Origin of the sequence: Rudaea sp., assembly GCF_047601565.1 — a bacterium.
Taxonomy (GTDB): domain Bacteria; phylum Pseudomonadota; class Gammaproteobacteria; order Xanthomonadales; family Rhodanobacteraceae; genus Rudaea.
The window spans coordinates 3,802,165-3,821,280 of sequence record NZ_JASGIY010000001.1; the positions used below are offsets into that span (position 1 = coordinate 3,802,165).

The window sequence follows — 19,116 nt, forward strand, 5'->3', positions numbered from 1 at the left end:
GCTGCGGTGTTGCTGCCGGCAACGGTGCTCGCGCAACCGGAATCGCCACCCGCATCGGAAGAACAATCGATCCACGACCTCGCGCAGAAAATGCAGCACAAGGAATTGAGCGCGCATGCACTCGCGCAACAGTACCTCGACCGCATCGCCACGATCGACAAATCTGGCCCGGCGGTCAACGCGGTGATCGAGATCAATCCCGATGCGCTCGCGATCGCCGACCGGCTCGATTCGCTGCGCAAAAAGGGAAAAGTATACGGGCCGCTGCACGGCGTTCCGGTGCTGGTCAAGGACAACATCGACACCGCGGACCGCATGCACACGAGCGCCGGCTCGCTCGCGCTGGCCGATTCGATCGCCGTGAAGGATTCGACCGTGGCCGCGAGGCTGCGCGCCGCGGGCGCGGTGATCCTCGGCAAGACCAACCTGTCGGAGTGGGCGAACTTCCGCTCGAATCGCTCCACCAGCGGCTGGAGCGGACGCGGCGGCCTGACCAAGAACCCCTACGCGCTCGACCGCAACGCCTGCGGATCGAGTTCGGGCACGGGCGCGGCGATCGCGGCGGACCTGGCCACTGTCGGCATCGGCACCGAGACCGACGGTTCGATCGTCTGTCCTGCCTCGGTGAATGGCCTGGTCGGGATCAAGCCGACGCTCGGCCTCGTCAGTCGCGCCGGCATCGTGCCGATCGCGCACAGCCAGGACACGGCGGGACCGATGGCGCGCAGCGTCGCCGATGCGGCGGCGTTGCTCGGCGCGATCGCGGGCAGCGATGCGCGCGATCCGGCGACGAAGGACGCCGACAAGCATCGCACCGACTACACGAAAGCGCTCGATGCGAACAGCCTCCGCGGCGCACGCATCGGCGTCGTGCGCCAGTTCACCGGCTTCGATCCCGCAACCGGGAAACTGTTCGACGCCGCGATTGCGAGGCTGAAGGCCGCTGGCGCCGTCGTGGTCGATCCGGTCGAACTGCCCAACCTCGGCAAGTACGACGACGAGGAAGGCATCGTGCTGCGGTACGAATTCAAGACCGACGTCAACACCTACCTCGCGCAGTTAGCGCCCGGAGTAAAAACGCGCAGCCTCGCCGACCTGATCGCGTTCAACGAGGCGCACGCCGACCGCGAGATGCCGTGGTTCGGCCAGGAGACGTTCGAGAAATCGCAGAAGCGCGGCACGCTGCACGACAAGGAATACCTCGACGCGCTGGCAACGTCGAAACGCCTCGCCGGGCCGGAGGGCATCGACGCGGCGCTGGCGAAGGACCGGCTCGACGCGCTGATCGCACCGACCAGCGGACCGGCGTGGACGACCGATCTCGTCAACGGCGACCACTTCAGCGGCAGCAGTTCCACGCCGGCCGCGGTGGCCGGGTATCCCGCGATCACGCTGCCGATGGGACTCGTGCACGAGCTGCCGGTCGGCATCAGCTTTTTCGGCGCGGCCTGGAGCGAGGCGAAGCTGATCGGCTACGCCTACGCGTTCGAGCAGGCCACGCACGCACGCATACCGCCGCGATTTCTGTCGCACATCGAGAACGCGAACTGAACGCGACCACGATGAGCAAGGGCGTCCGTGTCAGCTCGCGGCCAGCCCGCCGCGTTTGCGCACGATCAGCATCGCGATCTCGAGCGACTGCTCGTAGTTGAGACGCGGATCGACGGTCGACTTGTAGGCGCGCGCGAGGTCCGCTTCGGTCAGGTCGCGCGCGCCGCCGAGACATTCGGTGACGTTCTCGCCGGTCAGTTCCAGATGTACGCCGCCGAGACGCGTGCCGCAGGCGGCGTGGATATCGAAGGCGTGGTCGAGCTCGGCGCGGATGTTCTCGAAACGCCGCGTCTTCACGCCGCCCGGCGTGGTCTCGCCGTTGCCGTGCATCGGATCGCAGCACCAGAGCACGCGCTTGCCCTCGGCCTTGACCGCCTTGAGATGCTGCGGCAATTCCGCCTCGACCTTGGCTGCGCCCATGCGAGTGATCAGTGTGAGGCGCCCCGGTTCGTTGTCCGGATTGAGCGCGTCGATCGTGCGCAGCAGCTGGTCCGGCTTCACGCCGGGGCCGAGCTTGAGGCCCATCGGGTTCTGGATGCCGCGGCAGTACTCGACGTGCGCGCCGTCGAGTTGGGCCGTGCGCATGCCGATCCACGGGAAATGTGTGGACAGGTTGAACCAGCCCGGATTGCGCGGCACTTCGCGCGTCACCGCGCCTTCGTAGTTGAGCAGCAGCGCTTCGTGCGAAGTGTAGAAATCCACTCTCTGGTACGACGGCGATTCGCCGGCCAGCGTTTCCATGAAGCGCACCGCCTCGCCGATCGATTCGACCATGCGCCGGTACTCGTCCTGCAGCGGCGAGTGCTTGACCCATTCCAGATCCCAGTACTCGGGATGATGCAGATCGGCGAAACCGCCGTCGATCAGCGCGCGCACGAAGTTCATCGTTAGCGCCGAGCGCGAATGCGCATCGATCAGGCGCCGCGGATCCGGCTCGCGCGCGACGGCGGCGAATTCGGGGCCGTTGACGATGTCGCCGCGGTAGCACGGCAAGGTGACGCCATCGCGCGTTTCGGTGTCGGCCGAGCGCGGCTTGGCGTACTGGCCGGCGAAACGGCCGACGCGCACGACGGGCAATTTCAATCCGTGCACGAGCACGAGGCTCATCTGCAGCAGCACCTTCAGCCGGTTGGAGATGATCGGCGAGGTGCAATCGGCGAAGCTTTCGGCGCAGTCGCCGCCCTGCAGCAGGAAGCAGCGCCCTTCCTGCGCCTCGGCAATCTTGCGCTTGAGCGCGAGCACTTCCCACGACGTGACGAGCGGCGGCAATTCGCGCAGTTGCGCTACGGCGCGATCCAGCGCGAGCGCGTCGGCGTAGGTCGGCTGCTGTACCGCGGTTCGCGATCGCCACGACGTCGGCGACCACGGCTCTGCCGCGCGCGTCGTCGTTGTTTCTGCAGTCACTGCCGCCATGATGTCGTCACCGGCACGGGTAGGGGGGCCGCCATCATGCCAGATCGCGGCGCAGAACTTCAGCGTTTGCGGAAACCGGCCCAGACCGCACCGGCGCCGAGAACCGCGAACGACACGAGTGTCCAGAACGGCATCGACAGGCCGAGGAAGGTCCAGTTGACCTCGGCGCAGTCGGCGTGGCCGGTGAAGGCGGCCTGGACCGTTTTGCTCCACGCATAGCTGACCGAGAAGTTTTCCACCCAGTAGTTCCAGCCGGGAGTACAACCGGCCAGCGGATTGGGCGGCTGTTGCTGAACCCAAAGATGATAGGCGGCGATGCCGATGCCGGCGCAGGCGCCGAGAAGCACCAGAAGCGCATATACGCGCCTTCCGGCCGACTTCGGGCCGTGCAAGGCGCCGACCAGGAAGAACACTCCCATGGCGATCACCGCAATGCGTTGGAATATGCACAACGGGCAAGGTTCGATACCGAGGTTGAACTGCACGTAGTAGGCATACGCCATCATCGCCGCGCAGGCCAGGAATCCCAGCAGGTATGCGTATCGGAAGAACTGCGGGTTCGAATTTGCGTTCATTGTTTTGCCTCGACGGAGACGCTTTTGGTCGATGTCATGGCAGGAAAGTTCCGGAAAACGCTCCGAAACAGACGCAACCCGCAAACCCGATCCAAAGCGCCGTGGTCGGGCCTTCGATTTGCGTACCGCGTCGTTCGCGGAATGCCAGCCAGAGCGAAAGCGGGATCAGCGCATAGCGCGGCTCGACCATCCAGAACGCAGCCAGCGCCAGCGCCGACAGACCGTAAAAGACCGGCCGCCCGATCGAGTCCAGGCGCGTGCCGGCAAGCCCGCACAAGGCCGCAACGGCAATCAGTCCGAGAGCCGCTTTGCATACGATGCTGTCGGCACAACGCTGGACGACGTAGTTGTGCAGCCAAAGCGGGATCGTCGCCTGGTTGAACGGATGGTCGTTATGGAAACTCCACCAGTACAGCGCGAATGCCGCGATCACGAGCAATGCAAGCCACTTGCGTTCCACCATGGCGACGACCGCCGGCTTGAGCCCCACGGCCACGTGCAGCGGGAACAGTATCCCGCAGAGGAACAGGGCGAAATACACGTTGCCGGCATGCAGGGCGAAATCCGGATGCATCGCGACCTGCTCCTTCGACATCGAGATGCTTCCGTTCCATACCCAATAGGCCAGGAATATGCCGATATCGACCAGATAGGGAGACAGCAAAAGCATCATGCGCCGCCCATGCCGGCGCGGCGCGAAAGCAAGGTCGGTGCGCCGGATCGCCATGCCCATGTAGAGCGGCAGCCAGATCACGTTCACTTGCCGGATCGCCATGGCCAGCAACATGAGGACGGCCGAAGTACGATGCCGCGCGCGTAATGTCGCTGCTCCCGCGGCCAGCACCAGAGCCAGCGACAACACGTCGGTGTAAACCAGGAAACAATACGGAAACAGGATCGGCAGGAAAGCAAACTGGAACGTGGCGGCGTGCGAGGCACGGCCGGATGCGCCTTTGCGCAACAGATGGAAAGCGGCGATCGCGAGCAGCCCGAACACCGCGCTGAGCAGCCTCGCCGCCGTCAACGTGCGCTGGTCGAACAGCCAAAGCAGGCCCGCCACGAGTGCGTGATACCCCGGCAACGTCGTCAGCAGCGTCGTATAGACGCGGAAGACGCCGTGGTCGAACAGGTCGATCTGGGCGTAGTGCACCTTTTCGTCGCCGATCGCGGGCGGCGCAGCTAGCGCGATCCACAGCGCGATCAGGAGATACAGAAATGCGAATCCGGCCCAAAGGAGCCGGATTCTTGCAGTGCTCGCAGCGCCGGGCATCAGCCCAGTCCGTTGCTTGCAGCCTTGCGCTGCACGAGCAACATGAGGCGTTTTATTCTTCGGAAACCGCTTCCGCGCGCGGACGATCGACGAGCTCGACGTAGGCCATCGGCGCGTTGTCGCCTACCCGGTTGCCGCACTTGAGGATGCGCGTGTAGCCGCCGTTGCGCTCGCGGTAGCGCGGGCCGAGCTCGACGAACAGCTTGCCGACGGCGACCTTGTCGCGCAGGCGCGCGAACGCGAGGCGGCGGTTGGCGACGCTGTCGACCTTGGCCAGCGTGATCAGCGGCTCGGCGACGCGGCGCAGTTCCTTGGCCTTCGGCAGCGTGGTCTTGATCAGCTCGTGCTTGATGATCGACGCGGCCATGTTCTTGAACATCGCTTCGCGATGCGAACTGGTGCGGTTGAGCTTGCGGCCGGATTTCATGTGACGCATAAATAATTCCCAGTTTGTGCAACTTTATAATTGTGGACTTCGGCGCGGAATTGCGCGGAAGGCGAACTCTTGGTTCATGGCCGTCCGAGTGGCCCTGCAACTTCCCGTTCGTCGTCCCGGCCATGGCCGGGGCGAGGAATGACGGCTCAGTTCATCTGCATGCCGTGCTGCAAACCCGACGGCGGCCAGTTCTCGAGCTTCATGCCGAGCGAGAGGCCGCGCGAGAACAGCACGTCCTTGATCTCGGTCAGCGACTTCTTGCCGAGGTTCGGCGTCTTCAGCAGCTCGACTTCGGTGCGCTGCACGAGGTCGCCGATGTAGTAGATGCTCTCGGCCTTCAGGCAGTTGGCCGAACGCACGGTGAGCTCGAGGTCGTCGATCGGCCGCAGCAGCACCGGGTCGACACCGGCCTTGTCGGTCTTCGCTTCCGAAGTCTCGCGGCGGGTGAAGTCGCCGAAGATCGTGAGCTGGTCGAGCAGGGTTTCCGCGGCCTTGCGCACGGCTTCTTCCGCTTCCACGGTGCCGTTGGTCTCGATGTCGAGCACGAGCTTGTCGAGGTCGGTGCGCTGTTCGACGCGCGCCGCATCGACTTCGTACGCCACGCGGCGCACCGGACAAAAAGAAGCGTCGAGCTGCAGGCGGCCGATCGGACGGCTTTCGTCGTCCGGACGGCGGCGCGAGGTGGCCGGCTGGTAGCCGATGCCGCGCGCGACCTTGAGGCGCATGTTCAGCGCGATGTCCTTGGTCAGGTGGCAGATCACGTGCTCGGGATTGACGATCTCGACGTTGTGGTCGACCTTGATGTCGGCTGCCGTGACCACGCCCTTGCCCTTCTTCGACAGGGTCAGGGTGGTCTCGTCGAGGTTGTGCAGGCGCAGGGCGACGTCCTTGAGGTTGAGCAGGACTTCGATCACGTCCTCCTGCAAGCCCTCGAGCGTCGTGTACTCGTGCAGCACGCCGTCGATCTCGACTTCGATGATCGCCGCGCCGGGAATCGACGACAGCAGGACGCGACGCAGCGCGTTGCCGAGCGTGTGGCCGAAACCACGCTCCAGCGGCTCTACTGAAACCTTGGCGCGGTTGGCGCCGAGCTGTTCAACATGCAGGCCGCGCGGACGCAGGATGGTAGTAGGCGAATTGGCCATGAACTACGCTCTCCAAAATATGTGGTGAATACGGGTATATTTATGCAAAATGCGGCGTTTTCAATCCCGCCGCCATCCGCACCGACTGGTGCCCGACGCGGCGGATGAAACCTCTTACTTCGAATAAAGCTCGACGATCAGCGATTCATTGATGTCGCTCGGCAGGTCCGAGCGCTCCGGCAGCGCCTTGAGCGTGCCGGCGAACTTGTTCGCATCGACTTCGAGCCAGGCCGGGGCGAGGTCCATCTCCTGCGACAGGGTCAGCGCTTCCTTGATGCGCAACTGGTTGCGCGACTTCTCGACGATCGAGATCTGATCGCCCGCCTGAACCGCGTAGGACGGCAGGTTGACCTTCTTGCCGTTGACTTCGATCGCCTTGTGCGCAACGAGTTGGCGGGCCTGGGCGCGCGTCACTGCGAAACCCATGCGGTAGACGATGTTGTCGAGGCGCGACTCGAGGGCGCGCAACAGGTTCTCACCGGTATTGCCGCGGGTCTTCGACGCCTTGACGTAGTAGTTGCCGAACTGGCGCTCGAGCAAGCCATAGATGCGCTTGACCTTCTGCTTCTCGCGCAACTGCACGGCGTAATCCGACAGGCGCGACTTCTTCGCGCCGCCGCCGGCGCCGTGCTGGCCGGGCTTGTTCTCGAGCTTGCACTTCGAGTCGAGCGCGCGCGCGGGGCTCTTGAGGTTCAAGTCGGCGCCTTCGCGGCGCGCGAGCTTGCAGGTGGGACCGATGTAACGTGCCATGTAGTCTTCTCTTCGTTGCGAGTCCGGCCACGCATGGCCGATTCTGTGATTTAGCGATCACCAGATCGCATTAGACTCTGAGGGTTGTTCAGATTTGATTGAAAAGTGCGGCCACGGATGGCCGCTTTTTGATTCTTGCAATCAAGGACGATTGCTCAAACACGCCGCTTCTTGGGAGGGCGGCAGCCGTTGTGCGGGATCGGGGTGACGTCGATGATGTTGGTCACCTTCACGCCGATGTTGTTGAGCGAGCGCACCGCGGATTCGCGGCCCGGACCCGGCCCTTTGATGCGCACTTCGGCGGTCTTCACGCCGTATTCCTGCGCGACGCGGCCGGCCTTCTCCGCCGCGACCTGGGCGGCGAACGGGGTCGACTTGCGCGAACCGCGGAAACCCGCGCCGCCTGCGGTCGCCCACGACAACGCATTGCCCTGGCGGTCGGTGATCGTAACGACGGTGTTGTTGAACGAGGCCTGCACGTGGACGATCGCATCGGTGACGACGCGCTTGGCTTTCTTCTTGGTCTTGGCTGCGACCGGCTTATTCATGAGTTCGGGTTTCCGAAATGTCTAATCAGGTGATCCGCAAGGCCGCGCCTCGCGTCCTTACAAATAAATACGTCAGTTTTTCTTGATGGCGCGGCGCGGACCCTTGCGCGTGCGCGCATTGGTGCGCGTGCGCTGGCCGCGCAACGGCAGGCCGCGACGATGGCGCAGGCCGCGATAGGTGCCGAGATCCATCAGGCGCTTGATGCTGATGCCGACTTCGCGGCGCAGGTCGCCCTCGACGATGAACTTCGCGACTTCGGCGCGGAGCTTTTCGACCTCGGACTCGGTCAGCGACTTGATCTTGGTCGCCGGATTCACGCCTGCGGCTTCGCAGACCTGCTTCGACCGCGTGCGGCCGATGCCGTAAATGCTTTGCAGTCCGATCACGACATGTTTCTGGACCGGCAGGTTGACACCCGCAATACGCGCCATCTTTGCTATCTCCGAAAGGTACAAAGCGCCCAAAAGCGCAGTGAACTGGCAATTCTAACTGGTTTTTTACGTTATCGGAAGCCCAAACCGCCGCCGACATTGAATTTTTGCTCTGATCCGTGCCGTATCCGAGGGCTCAGCGGGCGGGATTGCCGCCGCGGCCGTAACCCTTCAGGTTCGCCTTCTTGAGCAAGCTTTCGTACTGGTGCGACACCAGATGCGCCTGCACCTGGGCGGTGAAATCCATGACCACGACGACGACGATCAGCAGCGAAGTTCCGCCGAAATAGAACGGCACGTGGAAATACTGCTGCAGGAACGTCGGCACCACGCAGACCACCACGAGGTAAAGCGCCCCCGCTCCGGTCAGGCGCGTGAGCACGCCGTCGACATACTCGGCCGTCGCCTTGCCCGGGCGGATGCCCGGAATCAGCGCGCCGGACTTCTTCAGGTTCTCGGCCGTCTCGTTCGAGTTGAACACGAGCGCGGTGTAGAAGAACGCGAACACGATGATCAGCAGCGCATACAGAATCTCGTAAAGCGGCTCGCCGGGCGACAGCGCTGCGGTGAACTGCTGCAGCCAGCGGATATTCGTGCTGCCGCTGAACCAGGACGACGCCGTCGCCGGGAACATGATCAGGCTGGAGGCGAAGATCGCCGGAATCACGCCCGACATGTTGAGCTTGAGCGGCAGGTGCGACGACTGGTTCATGTACGCCTGGCCGCCGCCCTGGCGGCGCGCGTAGTTGACCGTGATGCGGCGCTGGCCGCGCTCGACGAAGACGACAAACGCCGTCACCGCGACCACGATCAGCAGCACGAGCAGCACCTTGACGAAGTTCAGCTCGCCGTTCTGCGCCATCTGCAGGGTGTGGTAGGTCGCACCCGGCAAGCCGGCGACGATGCCGGCGAAGATCAGCATCGAGATGCCGTTGCCGATGCCGCGCTCGGTGATCTGTTCGCCGAGCCACATCAGGAACAGCGTGCCCGAGGTCAGCGCGATCATTGCGGTGATGACGAAGCCGACGCCGGGCGCATAGACCACCTGCTGGCCGTTCGCGCTCTGGTGCATCAGCCAGGTCGAGATGCCGAACGACTGTACCGCCGCGAGCAGAACGGTGAAGTAGCGCGTCCACTGGGTCAGCTTGCGCCGGCCGGACTCGCCTTCCTTGCGCAGCGACTGCAACGACGGCATCACCTGCGCGACCATCTGCACGATGATCGACGCCGAGATGTACGGCACGACGCCGAGGGCGAAAATCGAGAAGCGCGCGAGCGCGCCGCCCGAAAACATGTTGGCCATGTCGATCAGGCCACCGCCTCCGCCGAGCAGCGAGGTCATCGCCGCCGACTTCACGCCGGGCACCGGGATGAACGAGCCGAGGCGATAAACGACGAGCGCGCCGATCAGGAACAGGATGCGCTGCTTGAGCTCGGTCAATTTGCCGAGACCAGCTAGCATGCTGGCTTGGGAAGCCGCCATGAGGTCGCTTCCGTTACTCTACGCTGCCGCCGGCCGCGAGGATCGCCGCCTTGGCGCCCGCGGTAACGGCCACGCCCTTGAGCTTGACCGCGCGCTTGAGCTCGCCCTTCTTGACGATCTTCGCGCGCTCGGCGCGCGTCTCGACGAGACCGGCTTGCTTCAGGGCGTCGAAGTCGATGACGTCGGCCTTGACCGTGTCGAGCTTGTACAGCAGCACTTCGGACACCTTGTGCGCGAGATGCGAGCGGAAGCCGACTTTCGGCAGACGGCGCTGCATCGGCATCTGGCCGCCTTCGAAGCCCGGCTTGACCTTGCCCTTGCCGGTGCGCGCGTACTGGCCCTTGTGGCCGCGGCCCGCGGTCTTGCCGAGGCCCGAGCCAATGCCGCGACCGACGCGGACGCGCTTCGTGCGCGCACCCTTGGCGGGTTTGAGATTGTTGAGACGCATGGTTCGATGCTCCGATGTTCTTTAGGCTCAGGCGCTTTCTTCGATGCGCACGAGATAGTTGACCTTGTTGACCAGACCGCGCACCTGCGGCGAGTCTTTCAACTCACGCACGTCGTTGAGCTTGTTGAGGCCGAGCGCCTTGACGCTCAGGCGGTGCTGCCACTTGCAGCTGTTCATGCTCTTGTACAGGCGGACCTTGATCGTGCCGCCTTCCGTCTTCTTAGCCTTGGCCATAACCGCCTACCTCTTCGACTTTCTTGCCGCGCTTGGCGGCGATGCGCTCCGGCGTCGCCATCGCTTCCAAGCCCTTGATCGTGGCGCGTACGAGATTGATCGGGTTGCGCGAGCCCTGCGCCTTCGCCAGCACGTTCTTGACGCCGACCACTTCGAGCACCGCGCGCATGGCGCCACCCGCGATCACGCCGGTACCTTCGGACGCCGGCTGCATGTAGACCTTCGCCGCGCCGTGGTTGGCCTTGACCGCATGCCAGAGCGTGCCGTTGTTGAGCTTGACCTGGGTCATGCCGCGGCGCGCGCGTTCCATCGCCTTCGAGATCGCGACCGGCACTTCGCGCGCCTTGCCGTAGCCAAAGCCGACCTTGCCGTCGCCGTCGCCGACCACGGTCAGCGCGGTGAAGCTCATCTGCCGACCGCCCTTGACCGTCTTGGAGACGCGGTTGACGGCGATGAGCTTCTCGAGCATGCCGTCGCTGTTTTCACGTTCATTCGTTGACATTACTTTTCACCTTGTGCCACCCGTACCGAGATGGACTTTTGCTTGCGGCACGGCCGCTTAGAATTGTAAAGAAGCATATTTCTACAGAAATCAGAACTTGAGGCCGGCTTCGCGCGCCGCGTCCGCCAGCGCGGCGATGCGACCGTGATAGCGGAAACCCGAGCGGTCGAACGCGACGTTCTCGACGCCGGCGGCCTTCGCCTTCTCGGCGATCGCCTTGCCGACGGCCGCCGCGGCGGTCTTGTTCTTGGTGCCCTTGACCTCGCCCTTGATCGCCTTCTGCACGGTCGACGCGGCTGCGATCACCTTGGCGCCGTCGGCCGAGATGACCTGGGCGTAGATGTGCTGATCGCTGCGATGCACGGTCAGGCGTGGCACGGCGAGCTTCTTGATGTGCATGCGCGTGGCCTTGGCGCGGCGCAGGCGGGATTCGTTCTTTTCGTTCGACATTTTCGTATCTCCAGAAGGCTCTTCGGATAGTCCGGCCAAGGATGGCCGGATTTCTGCGCGGACGGATCCGCTCCAAGCTCTCCTAACTTAAGCCTTCTTAGCCTCTTTGATGGTGATCTTCTCGCCGGCGTAGCGCACGCCCTTGCCCTTGTACGGCTCGGGCGGACGGAACGCGCGGATCTTCGCGGCGGTCTCGCCGACGCGCTGCTTGTCCGCGCCCGCGATGACGACTTCGGTCTGCGACGGCGCGGTGATCGTGATGCCTTCCGGCGCCTTGAACACGATCGGATGCGAGAAACCGAGCGAAAGGTTCAGGTCCTTGCCCTGCAGCGCGGCGCGATAGCCGACGCCGACGAGTTCGAGCTTACGCTCGTAGCCCTCACTGACGCCCTTGACCATGTTGGCGAGCAGCGCACGCGCCGTACCCGCAAACTTGGTCGTCTCGGCGTCTTTCGCCTTGAGCTGCACTTCGCTGCCTTCGACGCCGACTTCGACGCCGGCAGGCAGCGCGCACGACAGCGTGCCCTTCGGACCTTTCACCGTCACCGCACCGTTTGCGGTCTTGAACTCGACGCCCTTCGGCAGCGCGATCGGCTTTTTAGCGACTCTTGACATAAGTTTATCTCCATCGGTCTTCCTGACCGAAACTAAGACCGGCCATCCAGGCCGGACTTCTCAAAAAAGTTAGGCCACGGTGCCGATGACTTCGCCGCCGACGCCCTGCGCACGCGCCTGCGCATCGGTCATGATGCCGGCCGAGGTGGTGACGATGGCGATGCCGAGGCCGCCCAGCACCTTCGGCAACGCATCCTTGCCGCGGTAGACGCGCAGGCCCGAACGGCTGACGCGGTTGATCGTCTCGATCGCCGGCTTGCCCTCGAAATACTTCAGCGCGATCTCGAGCTCGGCCTTGTTGTTGGCCAGCTTGTTGACCTGGAAGTCGCGCACGTAGCCTTCGTCCTTCAGCACCTTGGCGATGGCTTGCTTGGTCTTGGAGGCCGGCATGCGCACCGTAGGCTTCGCGGTCGCTTGCGCGTTGCGAATGCGGGTGAACATGTCGGCGATGGGATCAGTCATGCTCATGTTTCATTTTCCTCAGCATCGATATCCGGAATGGATTTCGCTTATGTTTGAATCGTCGAAAGTCCGAAATGGACTTTCAGGTATCGCTTACCAAGAGGCCTTGCGCAGGCCCGGCACGTCGCCGCGCATCGTCGCTTCGCGCAGCTTGTGGCGGCCAAGCGAGAACTTGCGGTAGACGCCGCGCGAGCGGCCGGTCAGTTCGCAGCGGTTGCGCTGGCGCGAGGGGCTCGCATCGCGCGGCAGCTTCTGCAGCTTGGCCTGCGCTTCCATCTTCTCCTCGTACGAGGATTTCGGATCGAGCACGATCGCCTTCAGCCCCTTGCGCTTGGCTGCGTACTTCTTGACGGTCTTCGCGCGCTTTTTCTCGCGCTCCACCATGCTGGTCTTTGCCATAACTTGTCTCTCTATTTCAATTAAGCCCGACTTCGCTAGTCTTCGGGGGAGCCACGCCCCCCACAACCCTGCCCTCGCTTCGCTCGGGCGCCCCCTTGACTCAAGGGGGCTTAAAATCAAAATCAGTTGCGGAACGGAAAGCTGAAGGCCTCGAGCAGCGCCTTGGCTTCGGCATCCGTCTTCGCCGTCGTCGTGATCGCGATGTCCATGCCGCGCATCGCGTCGACCTGGTCGAAATCGATTTCCGGGAAGATGATCTGTTCCTTGATGCCCATGTTGTAGTTGCCGCGGCCGTCGAACGCGCGGCCCGACACGCCGCGAAAGTCGCGCACGCGCGGCAGCGCCACGGTGATCAGGCGGTCGAGGAACTCGAACATCTTGGCGCGGCGCAGGGTGACCTTGCAGCCGATCGGCCAGTTCTCGCGGATCTTGAACGCCGCGATCGCCTTGCGCGACAAGGTCGCCACGGCCTTCTGGCCGGCGATCTTGTTCATGTCGGCGAGGGCGTTCTCGAGCACCTTCTTGTTCGCCGCCGCTTCGCCCACGCCCATGTTGAGCGTGATCTTCACCAGACGCGGCACTTCCATCACGTTCTTGTAGCCGAACTTCTCCGTCAGCTTCGGAACGACGACGTCTTTGTAATGTTTTTCCAAACGGGTGGTCATGGCCATGCTCCTCAAACGTCAGCCTGTTCGCCGGTCTTGAACACGCGTACCTTGCGGCCGTCGGCCAGCGTCTTGAAACCGACGCGGCCGCCCTTGCCCGTCGCATTGTTGAACAGGGCGACGTTGGACAAGTGGATCGACGCCTCGCGCTCGACGATGCCGCCCGGCTGGTTGGCCTGCGGGTTCGGCTTGGTATGGCGCTTGACCAGGTTGATGTTCTGCACGACGACGCGGTCGTCGGCGACGCGCAGCACTTCGCCGCGCTGGCCCTTGTATTTGCCGGTGATCACGATGACTTGATCACCTTTGCGAATTCGGTTCATGGTTGACTCTCTTTTGACTTTATCTTTCGCAGGGGCGCGATTCATCGTGCCCGCTCTCTGTTTCAACTCACCCGATCGGGCTACAAAACCTCGGGCGCGAGCGAGACGATCTTCATGAAGCGCTCGCTGCGCAGCTCGCGCGTGACCGGCCCGAAGATGCGCGTGCCGATCGGCTCGAGCTTGTTGTTGAGCAGCACGGCGGCGTTGCCGTCGAAGCGGATCAGCGAACCGTCGGCGCGGCGCACGCCCTTGCGCGTACGCACGACGACCGCGTCGTAGACCTCGCCCTTCTTGACCTTGCCGCGGGGGATCGCGTCGCGGATCGATACCTTGATGATGTCGCCGATGCCGGCGTATCGGCGCTTGGAGCCTCCGAGCACCTTGATGCAGAACAGCAACTTGGCGCCGCTGTTGTCGGCCGCGGTCAACGTGGATTGCATCTGGATCATGTTCTACTCCTCAACGTCCCACGTTCACTGCGCAGCGCGCGTCAGCACCTGCACGACACGCCAGTTCTTGGTCTTCGACAGCGGACGCGTCTCGACGATGCGGACGACGTCGCCTTCCTTGCACTCGCCGTTCTCGTCGTGCGCGTGCACCTTGGTCGAACGGCGCACGATCTTGCCGTACAGCGGATGCTGTACCTGGCGCTCAAGCAGCACGGTGACCGTCTTCTGCATCTTGTTGCTGACCACACGACCTTCGATTGTGCGTTGCGCCCGGGTTTCTTTCGCTTCACTCATGGCTTGTTGGCCTGTCATGTTTATTTTTGCGCTCGTCCCTGATCGCGAAGATCACGAAGCGGGCATCCTGCCCGCACTTCTCAACTTTTAGCTTTCTGCGTCAGCAACGTCTTGATCTGCGCGATCTCTTTGCGCACGCGCTGGAAATGATGCGTCTGGGTCTGCTGACCGGCGCTCTTCTGCATGCGCAGGTTGAACTGCTCGCGGCGCAACTCGAGGAGCTGGTCGTTGAGTTCCTGCGCGGATTGTTTGCGGAGGTTTTGAAGGTCCATCACATCACCGTACGATTCACGAATTGGGTCTGCACCGACAGCTTGGCGGCGGCCAGACGGAACGCCTCGCGCGCCTCGGCCTCGCTGATGCCCTCGATTTCATAGAGCATGCGGCCCGGCTGCACGACGGCGACCCAGTACTCGACGCTGCCCTTGCCGGCGCCCATGCGGACTTCGATCGGCTTCTTGGTGATCGGCTTGTCGGGGTAGACGCGGATCCAGAGCTTGCCGCCGCGCTTGACGAAGCGCGTCACGCAACGGCGCGCCGCTTCGATCTGGCGGCTGGTCAGGTGGCCGTGCGTCGTGGCCTTGAGGCCGTACTCGCCGAAGCTCACCTTGTTGGCGACGAAGGAGATGCCGCGGTTGCGGCCCTTCTGCATCTTGCGGTACTTGGTACGTTTGGGTTGCAGCATTGTCGTTCTCTTTTATGCGATCGCCCCTGATCGCGAAGATCAAAAGGCGGTCATCCTGACCGCACTTTCAGTATTTTTTGCGGCCATCCCTGACCGCGAAGATCACAAAGCGGTCATCCTGACCGCACTTCTCAATTTTTACTATCGCGCGTTGCGCGGTTCGCGATCGCCGCGATCACCACGCGGTTCACGCTCAGTACGATCACGACGATCGCCACGCGGAGCGGCTTCACGCGCTTCTTCTTTGCCTGCCTCGGCAGTGTGGGTCGCCAGGTCGAATACCTCGCCCTTGTAGATCCACACCTTGATGCCGATGATGCCGTAGGTCGTCTTCGCCTGGGCGAAGCCGTAGTCGATGTCGGCGCGCAGCGTGTGCAGCGGCACGCGGCCTTCGCGGTACCATTCCGAACGCGCGATTTCCGCACCGTTCAAACGGCCGCCGACGTTGATCTTGATGCCGAGCGCGCCGAGGCGCATCGCGTTGCCGACGGCGCGCTTCATCGCGCGGCGGAACATGATGCGGCGCTCGAGCTGCTGGGCGATCGACTCGGCGACGAGCTGCGCGTCGAGCTCGGGCTTGCGCACTTCGCTGACGTTGATGTGCGCGGGCACGCCCATCACCTTCGTCACCTGCGCACGCAGCTTCTCGATGTCCTCGCCCTTCTTGCCGATGACGACGCCGGGACGCGCGGTGTGGATCGTGATGCGCGCGGTCTTGGCCGGACGCTCGATCGCGATCTTCGACACGCCGGCCTGGGCGAGCTTCTCGCGCAGCAGTTCGCGCACTTTCAGATCGGCCGCGAGGTACTGCGCGTATTCGCGCTTGTTCGCGTACCACTTCGAATTCCAGTCCTTGGAAATGCCGAGGCGAATGCCGGTGGGATGAACCTTGTGACCCATGTGATTAGCTCCCGACGACCACGGTGACGTGGCTCGTGCGTTTGATGATCCGCGAACCGCGGCCCTTGGCGCGCGCGTGCATGCGCTTCAACTGCGGACCGTCGTCGACCATGATGGTCTTGACCTTCAGCTCGTCGACGTCGGCGCCCAGGTTGTTCTCGGCGTTGGCGACGGCGGAGAGCAGCACCTTCTTGATCAGGTGCGCCGCCTTCTTGTCGCTGAACTGCAGCAGGCTCGTCGCACGGCCGACCGGCAGGCCGCGCACCTGGTCGGCGACCAGACGGGCCTTCAGCGAGGAAATGCGCGCGCCGCGCAGGATGGCTTTCGCTTCAAGACTCATCGTAGTCACCTTACTTCTTCGCCTCAGCGGCTTTCTTGTCGCCGGAGTGGCCCTTGAAGGTGCGCGTCGCGGCGAACTCGCCGAGCTTGTGCCCGACCATGTTCTCGTTGACCAGCACCGGCACATGGGCCTTGCCGTTGTGCACGGCGATGGTGAAACCCACCATCTCCGGCAGGATCATGGAGCGGCGCGACCAGGTCTTGATCGGACGCTTGGTGTTGGAGCCCGACGCCGCTTCCACCTTCTTCAGCAAGTGCAGATCGACGAACGGACCTTTTTTCAGTGAACGTGCCATTGTTGTCTAGTCCTGTTCTATCAACCGCGACGATCGCGCACGATGAATTGGGTGGTGCGCTTGTTCTTGCGCGTCTTGTAGCCCTTGGCCGGCTGGCCCCACGGCGACACCGGATGCGGATTGCCCTGGCCGGCCTTGGCCTCGCCACCGCCGTGCGGATGGTCGACCGGGTTCATCGCCGCGCCGCGAACGGTCGGGCGAACACCGCGCCAACGCTTCGCACCGGCCTTGCCGAGCTTGCGCAGGTTGTGCTCCGAGTTGCCGACTTCGCCGATCGTGGCGATGCACTCGACCGGCACCTTGCGCATTTCGCCCGAGCGCAGGCGCAGCGTGGCGTAACCGGCTTCGCGCGCGATCAGCTGCACCGAAGCGCCGGCGCTGCGCGCGAGCTGCGCGCCCTTGCCCGGCTTCATCTCGACGCAATGCACGGTCGAACCGATCGGGATATTGCGCAGCGGCAGCGAGTTGCCCACCTTGATCGGAGCATCCCGGCCGGCCATAAGCCGATCGCCTTCCTTCACGCCTTTCGGCGCGATGATGTAGCGGCGCTCGCCATCCACGTAGAGCAGCAGGGCGATGTTCGCCGTGCGGTTCGGATCGTATTCGAGACGCTCGACGCGGCAGGCGATGCCTTCCTTGTCGCGCTTGAAGTCGATGACGCGGTAATGCTGCTTCGAACCGCCGCCCTTGTGCCGCGTCGTGATGCGGCCATAGTGGTTGCGGCCGCCGGTCTTCGACTGCGGTTCGGTCAGCGGTGCGTACGGATCGCCCTTGTACAGCCCCGGCGTCGTCACGCGCACCATCGCGCGGCGTCCCGGAGAAGTCGGCTTCAATGTAATCAGTGCCATGTTTCTGATTCCGATAAATTCTTGGAGCGAGCTCTAGGCTCAGGCCTTGGCGGTGACGTCGATGGTCTGGCCGTCGGCGAGACGCACGTAAGCCTTGCGCCAACCGTTGCGCGAACCCGCGCGCTGGCGGAACGACTTGACCTTGCCCTTCACGTTCGCGATGTTGACCGAATCGACCTTGACGCTGAACAGCGCCTCGACCGCGTCCTTGACCAGCTTCTTGTCGGCGCCGGCGGCGACTTCGAACACGTACTGGTTGTGCTCCTGCGCGCGCGCGCTCTTTTCCGAGATGTGCGGGGCGCGAATCACGGTGTACAGCTTTTCGTTCTTGATTTCGGCGCTCATGCCAGCCACTCCTCGATCTTCTTGACCGAGTCCACGGTCATGACAACATGCTGCGCATCGACCAGGGTGACCGGGTCGATCGCAGCGACATCGACCACGGCGACCTTGTGCAGGTTGCGCGCGGACAGGAACAGGTTCTGGTTGACGTCCTCGGTGACGATCAGCGTGCGGCCGGTGTGGTCCTTCAGCTTGGCGGCGAGCGCCTTGGTGCTGACCTTGTCGACGTTGAACGACTCGACGACCTGCAGACGGCCTTCGCGATTGAGCTGCGAGAGGATCGCCTGGATCGCACCGCGGTACATCTTCTTGTTGACCTTCTGCGAGAAATCGCGCGGCTTCGCGGCGAATGCGCGGCCGCCGCCGACGAAGATCGGGGCGCGGTAATCGCCGTGACGCGCGCCGCCGCCCTTCTGCTTCTTGAACTTCTTGGTCGTGCCCGACAGCTCCGAGCGCGTCAGTTGCGCCTTGGTACCCGCGCGGCCCGCGTTGCGGTACGCGACGACGACCTGGTGTACGAGGCCTTCGGAATATTCGCGGCCGAACACCGTGTCGGAAACCGACAGCGGCTGCTTGGCGCCTTGTACTTGCAGCTCCATTTTATTGCTCCTTACGCTTTCGCAGCGGGGCTAACGATAACGTTGCCGCCTGGCGCGCCCGGCACCGCGCCGCGCACGGCGATCAGGTGCTTCTCTGCGTCGATCTTGACCACTTCGAGGTTCATCGCCGACTGGCGCGTGGCGCCCATGTGGCCGGCCATCTTCTTGCCCGGGAACACGCGGCCCGGCGTCTGGCGCTGGCCGATCGAGCCCGGCGCGCGGTGCGACAGCGAGTTGCCGTGCGTCGCGTCGCCCATCGTGAAGTTGTGGCGCTTGATCGTGCCCTGGAAGCCCTTGCCCTTGGTCACGCCGGCGACGTCGATCTTCTGGCCGACCTTGAACACCTCGTCGGCCTTCAGTTCGCCGCCGACCGCATAGCCGCCGACGTCTTTCGCGTCGACGCGGAACTCCCACAAACCGCGACCCGCCTCGACCTTGGCCTTGGCGTAGTGGCCGGCAAGCGGCTTGGTCACGAGCGCCGCGCGCTTCGTGCCCGCCGTCACCTGCACGGCGGTGTAACCGTCCGTCTCGACCGTCTTCACCTGGGTGATGCGGTTCGGAGTCGCTTCGATCAGCGTCACCGGCACCGACTCGCCGGCCTCGGTGAAGACTCGCGTCATGCCGCACTTGCGGCCAATGATTCCAATGCTCATGTTCGTAGCT

The 19,116-nt window shown here is 63.7% G+C and carries 30 protein-coding genes; 1 reads left to right on the forward strand and 29 read right to left on the reverse strand.

The window, feature by feature from the left end; genetic code table 11:
• Positions 1–6: 6 nt before the first annotated feature.
• Entirely contained in the window at positions 7–1,551 is a 1,545-nt protein-coding gene (locus QM741_RS16880; RefSeq protein WP_415208798.1) for an amidase, read from the forward strand.
• A gap of 30 nt (positions 1,552–1,581) precedes the next feature.
• On the opposite strand, the gene QM741_RS16885 is transcribed toward QM741_RS16880, so the two are convergent.
• The 29 genes from QM741_RS16885 to rplC all read right to left on the reverse strand — a co-directional run bounded on the left by QM741_RS16885 (position 1,582) and on the right by rplC (position 19,106).
• Entirely contained in the window at positions 1,582–2,964 is a 1,383-nt protein-coding gene (locus tag QM741_RS16885) for a class II 3-deoxy-7-phosphoheptulonate synthase (RefSeq protein ID WP_415208799.1), read from the reverse strand.
• A 59-nt stretch (positions 2,965–3,023) separates the two neighbouring features.
• A complete protein-coding gene (locus QM741_RS16890; protein ID WP_415208800.1) occupies positions 3,024–3,539 on the reverse strand; it encodes a disulfide bond formation protein B in 516 nt (171 codons plus the stop codon).
• Positions 3,540–3,573: 34 nt separating this feature from the next.
• On the reverse strand, positions 3,574–4,809 hold the full coding sequence (locus QM741_RS16895; protein WP_415208801.1) for a hypothetical protein: 1,236 nt from the start codon (positions 4,807–4,809) through the stop codon (positions 3,574–3,576).
• Between the two features lie 52 nt (positions 4,810–4,861).
• Positions 4,862–5,245 carry a 50S ribosomal protein L17 gene (gene rplQ / locus QM741_RS16900; RefSeq protein WP_415208802.1) on the reverse strand — a complete coding sequence of 128 codons (384 nt, stop codon included), beginning with the start codon at positions 5,243–5,245 and terminating at the stop codon, positions 4,862–4,864.
• A 146-nt stretch (positions 5,246–5,391) separates the two neighbouring features.
• Positions 5,392–6,390 carry a DNA-directed RNA polymerase subunit alpha gene (locus tag QM741_RS16905; protein ID WP_415208803.1) on the reverse strand — a complete coding sequence of 333 codons (999 nt, stop codon included), beginning with the start codon at positions 6,388–6,390 and terminating at the stop codon, positions 5,392–5,394.
• 114 nt (positions 6,391–6,504) lie between these two features.
• A complete protein-coding gene (rpsD, locus tag QM741_RS16910; RefSeq protein ID WP_415208804.1) occupies positions 6,505–7,140 on the reverse strand; it encodes a 30S ribosomal protein S4 in 636 nt (211 codons plus the stop codon).
• 155 nt (positions 7,141–7,295) lie between these two features.
• Positions 7,296–7,688, reverse strand: a complete 393-nt coding sequence (rpsK, locus tag QM741_RS16915; protein ID WP_018974003.1) for a 30S ribosomal protein S11 — start codon at positions 7,686–7,688, stop codon at positions 7,296–7,298.
• 72 nt (positions 7,689–7,760) lie between these two features.
• Positions 7,761–8,120 carry a 30S ribosomal protein S13 gene (gene rpsM / locus QM741_RS16920; RefSeq protein WP_415208805.1) on the reverse strand — a complete coding sequence of 120 codons (360 nt, stop codon included), beginning with the start codon at positions 8,118–8,120 and terminating at the stop codon, positions 7,761–7,763.
• Positions 8,121–8,256: 136 nt separating this feature from the next.
• On the reverse strand, positions 8,257–9,603 hold the full coding sequence (gene secY, locus QM741_RS16925; protein ID WP_415208806.1) for a preprotein translocase subunit SecY: 1,347 nt from the start codon (positions 9,601–9,603) through the stop codon (positions 8,257–8,259).
• Between the two features lie 13 nt (positions 9,604–9,616).
• On the reverse strand, positions 9,617–10,051 hold the full coding sequence (gene rplO / locus QM741_RS16930) for a 50S ribosomal protein L15 (RefSeq protein ID WP_415208807.1): 435 nt from the start codon (positions 10,049–10,051) through the stop codon (positions 9,617–9,619).
• A 27-nt stretch (positions 10,052–10,078) separates the two neighbouring features.
• Positions 10,079–10,285, reverse strand: coding sequence for a 50S ribosomal protein L30 (gene rpmD, locus QM741_RS16935; protein WP_415208808.1), 207 nt, complete (start codon positions 10,283–10,285; stop codon positions 10,079–10,081).
• Positions 10,272–10,787 (reverse strand): 30S ribosomal protein S5, encoded by a 516-nt coding sequence (gene rpsE / locus QM741_RS16940; RefSeq protein WP_018974008.1) that lies wholly within the window; start codon positions 10,785–10,787, stop codon positions 10,272–10,274. Before rpsE ends, rpmD begins: the two co-directional genes overlap by 14 nt.
• Before the next feature lie 90 nt (positions 10,788–10,877).
• On the reverse strand, positions 10,878–11,237 hold the full coding sequence (gene rplR, locus QM741_RS16945) for a 50S ribosomal protein L18 (protein ID WP_415208809.1): 360 nt from the start codon (positions 11,235–11,237) through the stop codon (positions 10,878–10,880).
• A gap of 87 nt (positions 11,238–11,324) precedes the next feature.
• The gene (rplF, locus tag QM741_RS16950) at positions 11,325–11,852 is read right to left on the reverse strand and encodes a 50S ribosomal protein L6 (protein WP_415208810.1); all 528 of its coding nucleotides are present in this window, start codon (positions 11,850–11,852) and stop codon (positions 11,325–11,327) included.
• 69 nt (positions 11,853–11,921) lie between these two features.
• Positions 11,922–12,320 carry a 30S ribosomal protein S8 gene (rpsH, locus tag QM741_RS16955; RefSeq protein WP_415208811.1) on the reverse strand — a complete coding sequence of 133 codons (399 nt, stop codon included), beginning with the start codon at positions 12,318–12,320 and terminating at the stop codon, positions 11,922–11,924.
• 87 nt (positions 12,321–12,407) lie between these two features.
• Positions 12,408–12,713: a 30S ribosomal protein S14 gene (rpsN, locus tag QM741_RS16960; protein WP_415208812.1), complete on the reverse strand. Its 306-nt coding sequence runs from the start codon at positions 12,711–12,713 to the stop codon at positions 12,408–12,410.
• Positions 12,714–12,835: 122 nt separating this feature from the next.
• Complete coding sequence (gene rplE / locus QM741_RS16965; RefSeq protein WP_415208813.1) at positions 12,836–13,378, reverse strand: 50S ribosomal protein L5; 543 nt, start codon at positions 13,376–13,378, stop codon at positions 12,836–12,838.
• Between the two features lie 11 nt (positions 13,379–13,389).
• On the reverse strand, positions 13,390–13,701 hold the full coding sequence (gene rplX / locus QM741_RS16970; RefSeq protein WP_415208814.1) for a 50S ribosomal protein L24: 312 nt from the start codon (positions 13,699–13,701) through the stop codon (positions 13,390–13,392).
• An 80-nt stretch (positions 13,702–13,781) separates the two neighbouring features.
• Positions 13,782–14,150 carry a 50S ribosomal protein L14 gene (gene rplN, locus QM741_RS16975; protein ID WP_415208815.1) on the reverse strand — a complete coding sequence of 123 codons (369 nt, stop codon included), beginning with the start codon at positions 14,148–14,150 and terminating at the stop codon, positions 13,782–13,784.
• Positions 14,151–14,174: 24 nt separating this feature from the next.
• On the reverse strand, positions 14,175–14,444 hold the full coding sequence (gene rpsQ / locus QM741_RS16980; protein WP_415208816.1) for a 30S ribosomal protein S17: 270 nt from the start codon (positions 14,442–14,444) through the stop codon (positions 14,175–14,177).
• Between the two features lie 80 nt (positions 14,445–14,524).
• Entirely contained in the window at positions 14,525–14,716 is a 192-nt protein-coding gene (rpmC, locus tag QM741_RS16985; protein ID WP_415208817.1) for a 50S ribosomal protein L29, read from the reverse strand.
• Positions 14,716–15,129 (reverse strand): 50S ribosomal protein L16, encoded by a 414-nt coding sequence (gene rplP, locus QM741_RS16990; protein ID WP_415208818.1) that lies wholly within the window; start codon positions 15,127–15,129, stop codon positions 14,716–14,718. The genes rpmC and rplP overlap by 1 nt, the downstream gene beginning before the upstream one ends.
• Before the next feature lie 141 nt (positions 15,130–15,270).
• The gene (gene rpsC, locus QM741_RS16995) at positions 15,271–16,029 is read right to left on the reverse strand and encodes a 30S ribosomal protein S3 (RefSeq protein WP_415208819.1); all 759 of its coding nucleotides are present in this window, start codon (positions 16,027–16,029) and stop codon (positions 15,271–15,273) included.
• Between the two features lie 4 nt (positions 16,030–16,033).
• A complete protein-coding gene (gene rplV / locus QM741_RS17000; RefSeq protein ID WP_415208820.1) occupies positions 16,034–16,369 on the reverse strand; it encodes a 50S ribosomal protein L22 in 336 nt (111 codons plus the stop codon).
• 10 nt (positions 16,370–16,379) lie between these two features.
• Entirely contained in the window at positions 16,380–16,664 is a 285-nt protein-coding gene (gene rpsS / locus QM741_RS17005; protein WP_018974021.1) for a 30S ribosomal protein S19, read from the reverse strand.
• Positions 16,665–16,684: 20 nt separating this feature from the next.
• Positions 16,685–17,512: a 50S ribosomal protein L2 gene (rplB, locus tag QM741_RS17010; protein WP_415208821.1), complete on the reverse strand. Its 828-nt coding sequence runs from the start codon at positions 17,510–17,512 to the stop codon at positions 16,685–16,687.
• Positions 17,513–17,551: 39 nt separating this feature from the next.
• Entirely contained in the window at positions 17,552–17,857 is a 306-nt protein-coding gene (rplW, locus tag QM741_RS17015; protein WP_415208822.1) for a 50S ribosomal protein L23, read from the reverse strand.
• Positions 17,854–18,453, reverse strand: coding sequence for a 50S ribosomal protein L4 (gene rplD, locus QM741_RS17020; RefSeq protein ID WP_415208823.1), 600 nt, complete (start codon positions 18,451–18,453; stop codon positions 17,854–17,856). Before rplD ends, rplW begins: the two co-directional genes overlap by 4 nt.
• 11 nt (positions 18,454–18,464) lie before the next feature.
• Positions 18,465–19,106 carry a 50S ribosomal protein L3 gene (gene rplC / locus QM741_RS17025; RefSeq protein ID WP_415208824.1) on the reverse strand — a complete coding sequence of 214 codons (642 nt, stop codon included), beginning with the start codon at positions 19,104–19,106 and terminating at the stop codon, positions 18,465–18,467.
• Between the last annotated feature and the right edge of the window lie 10 nt (positions 19,107–19,116).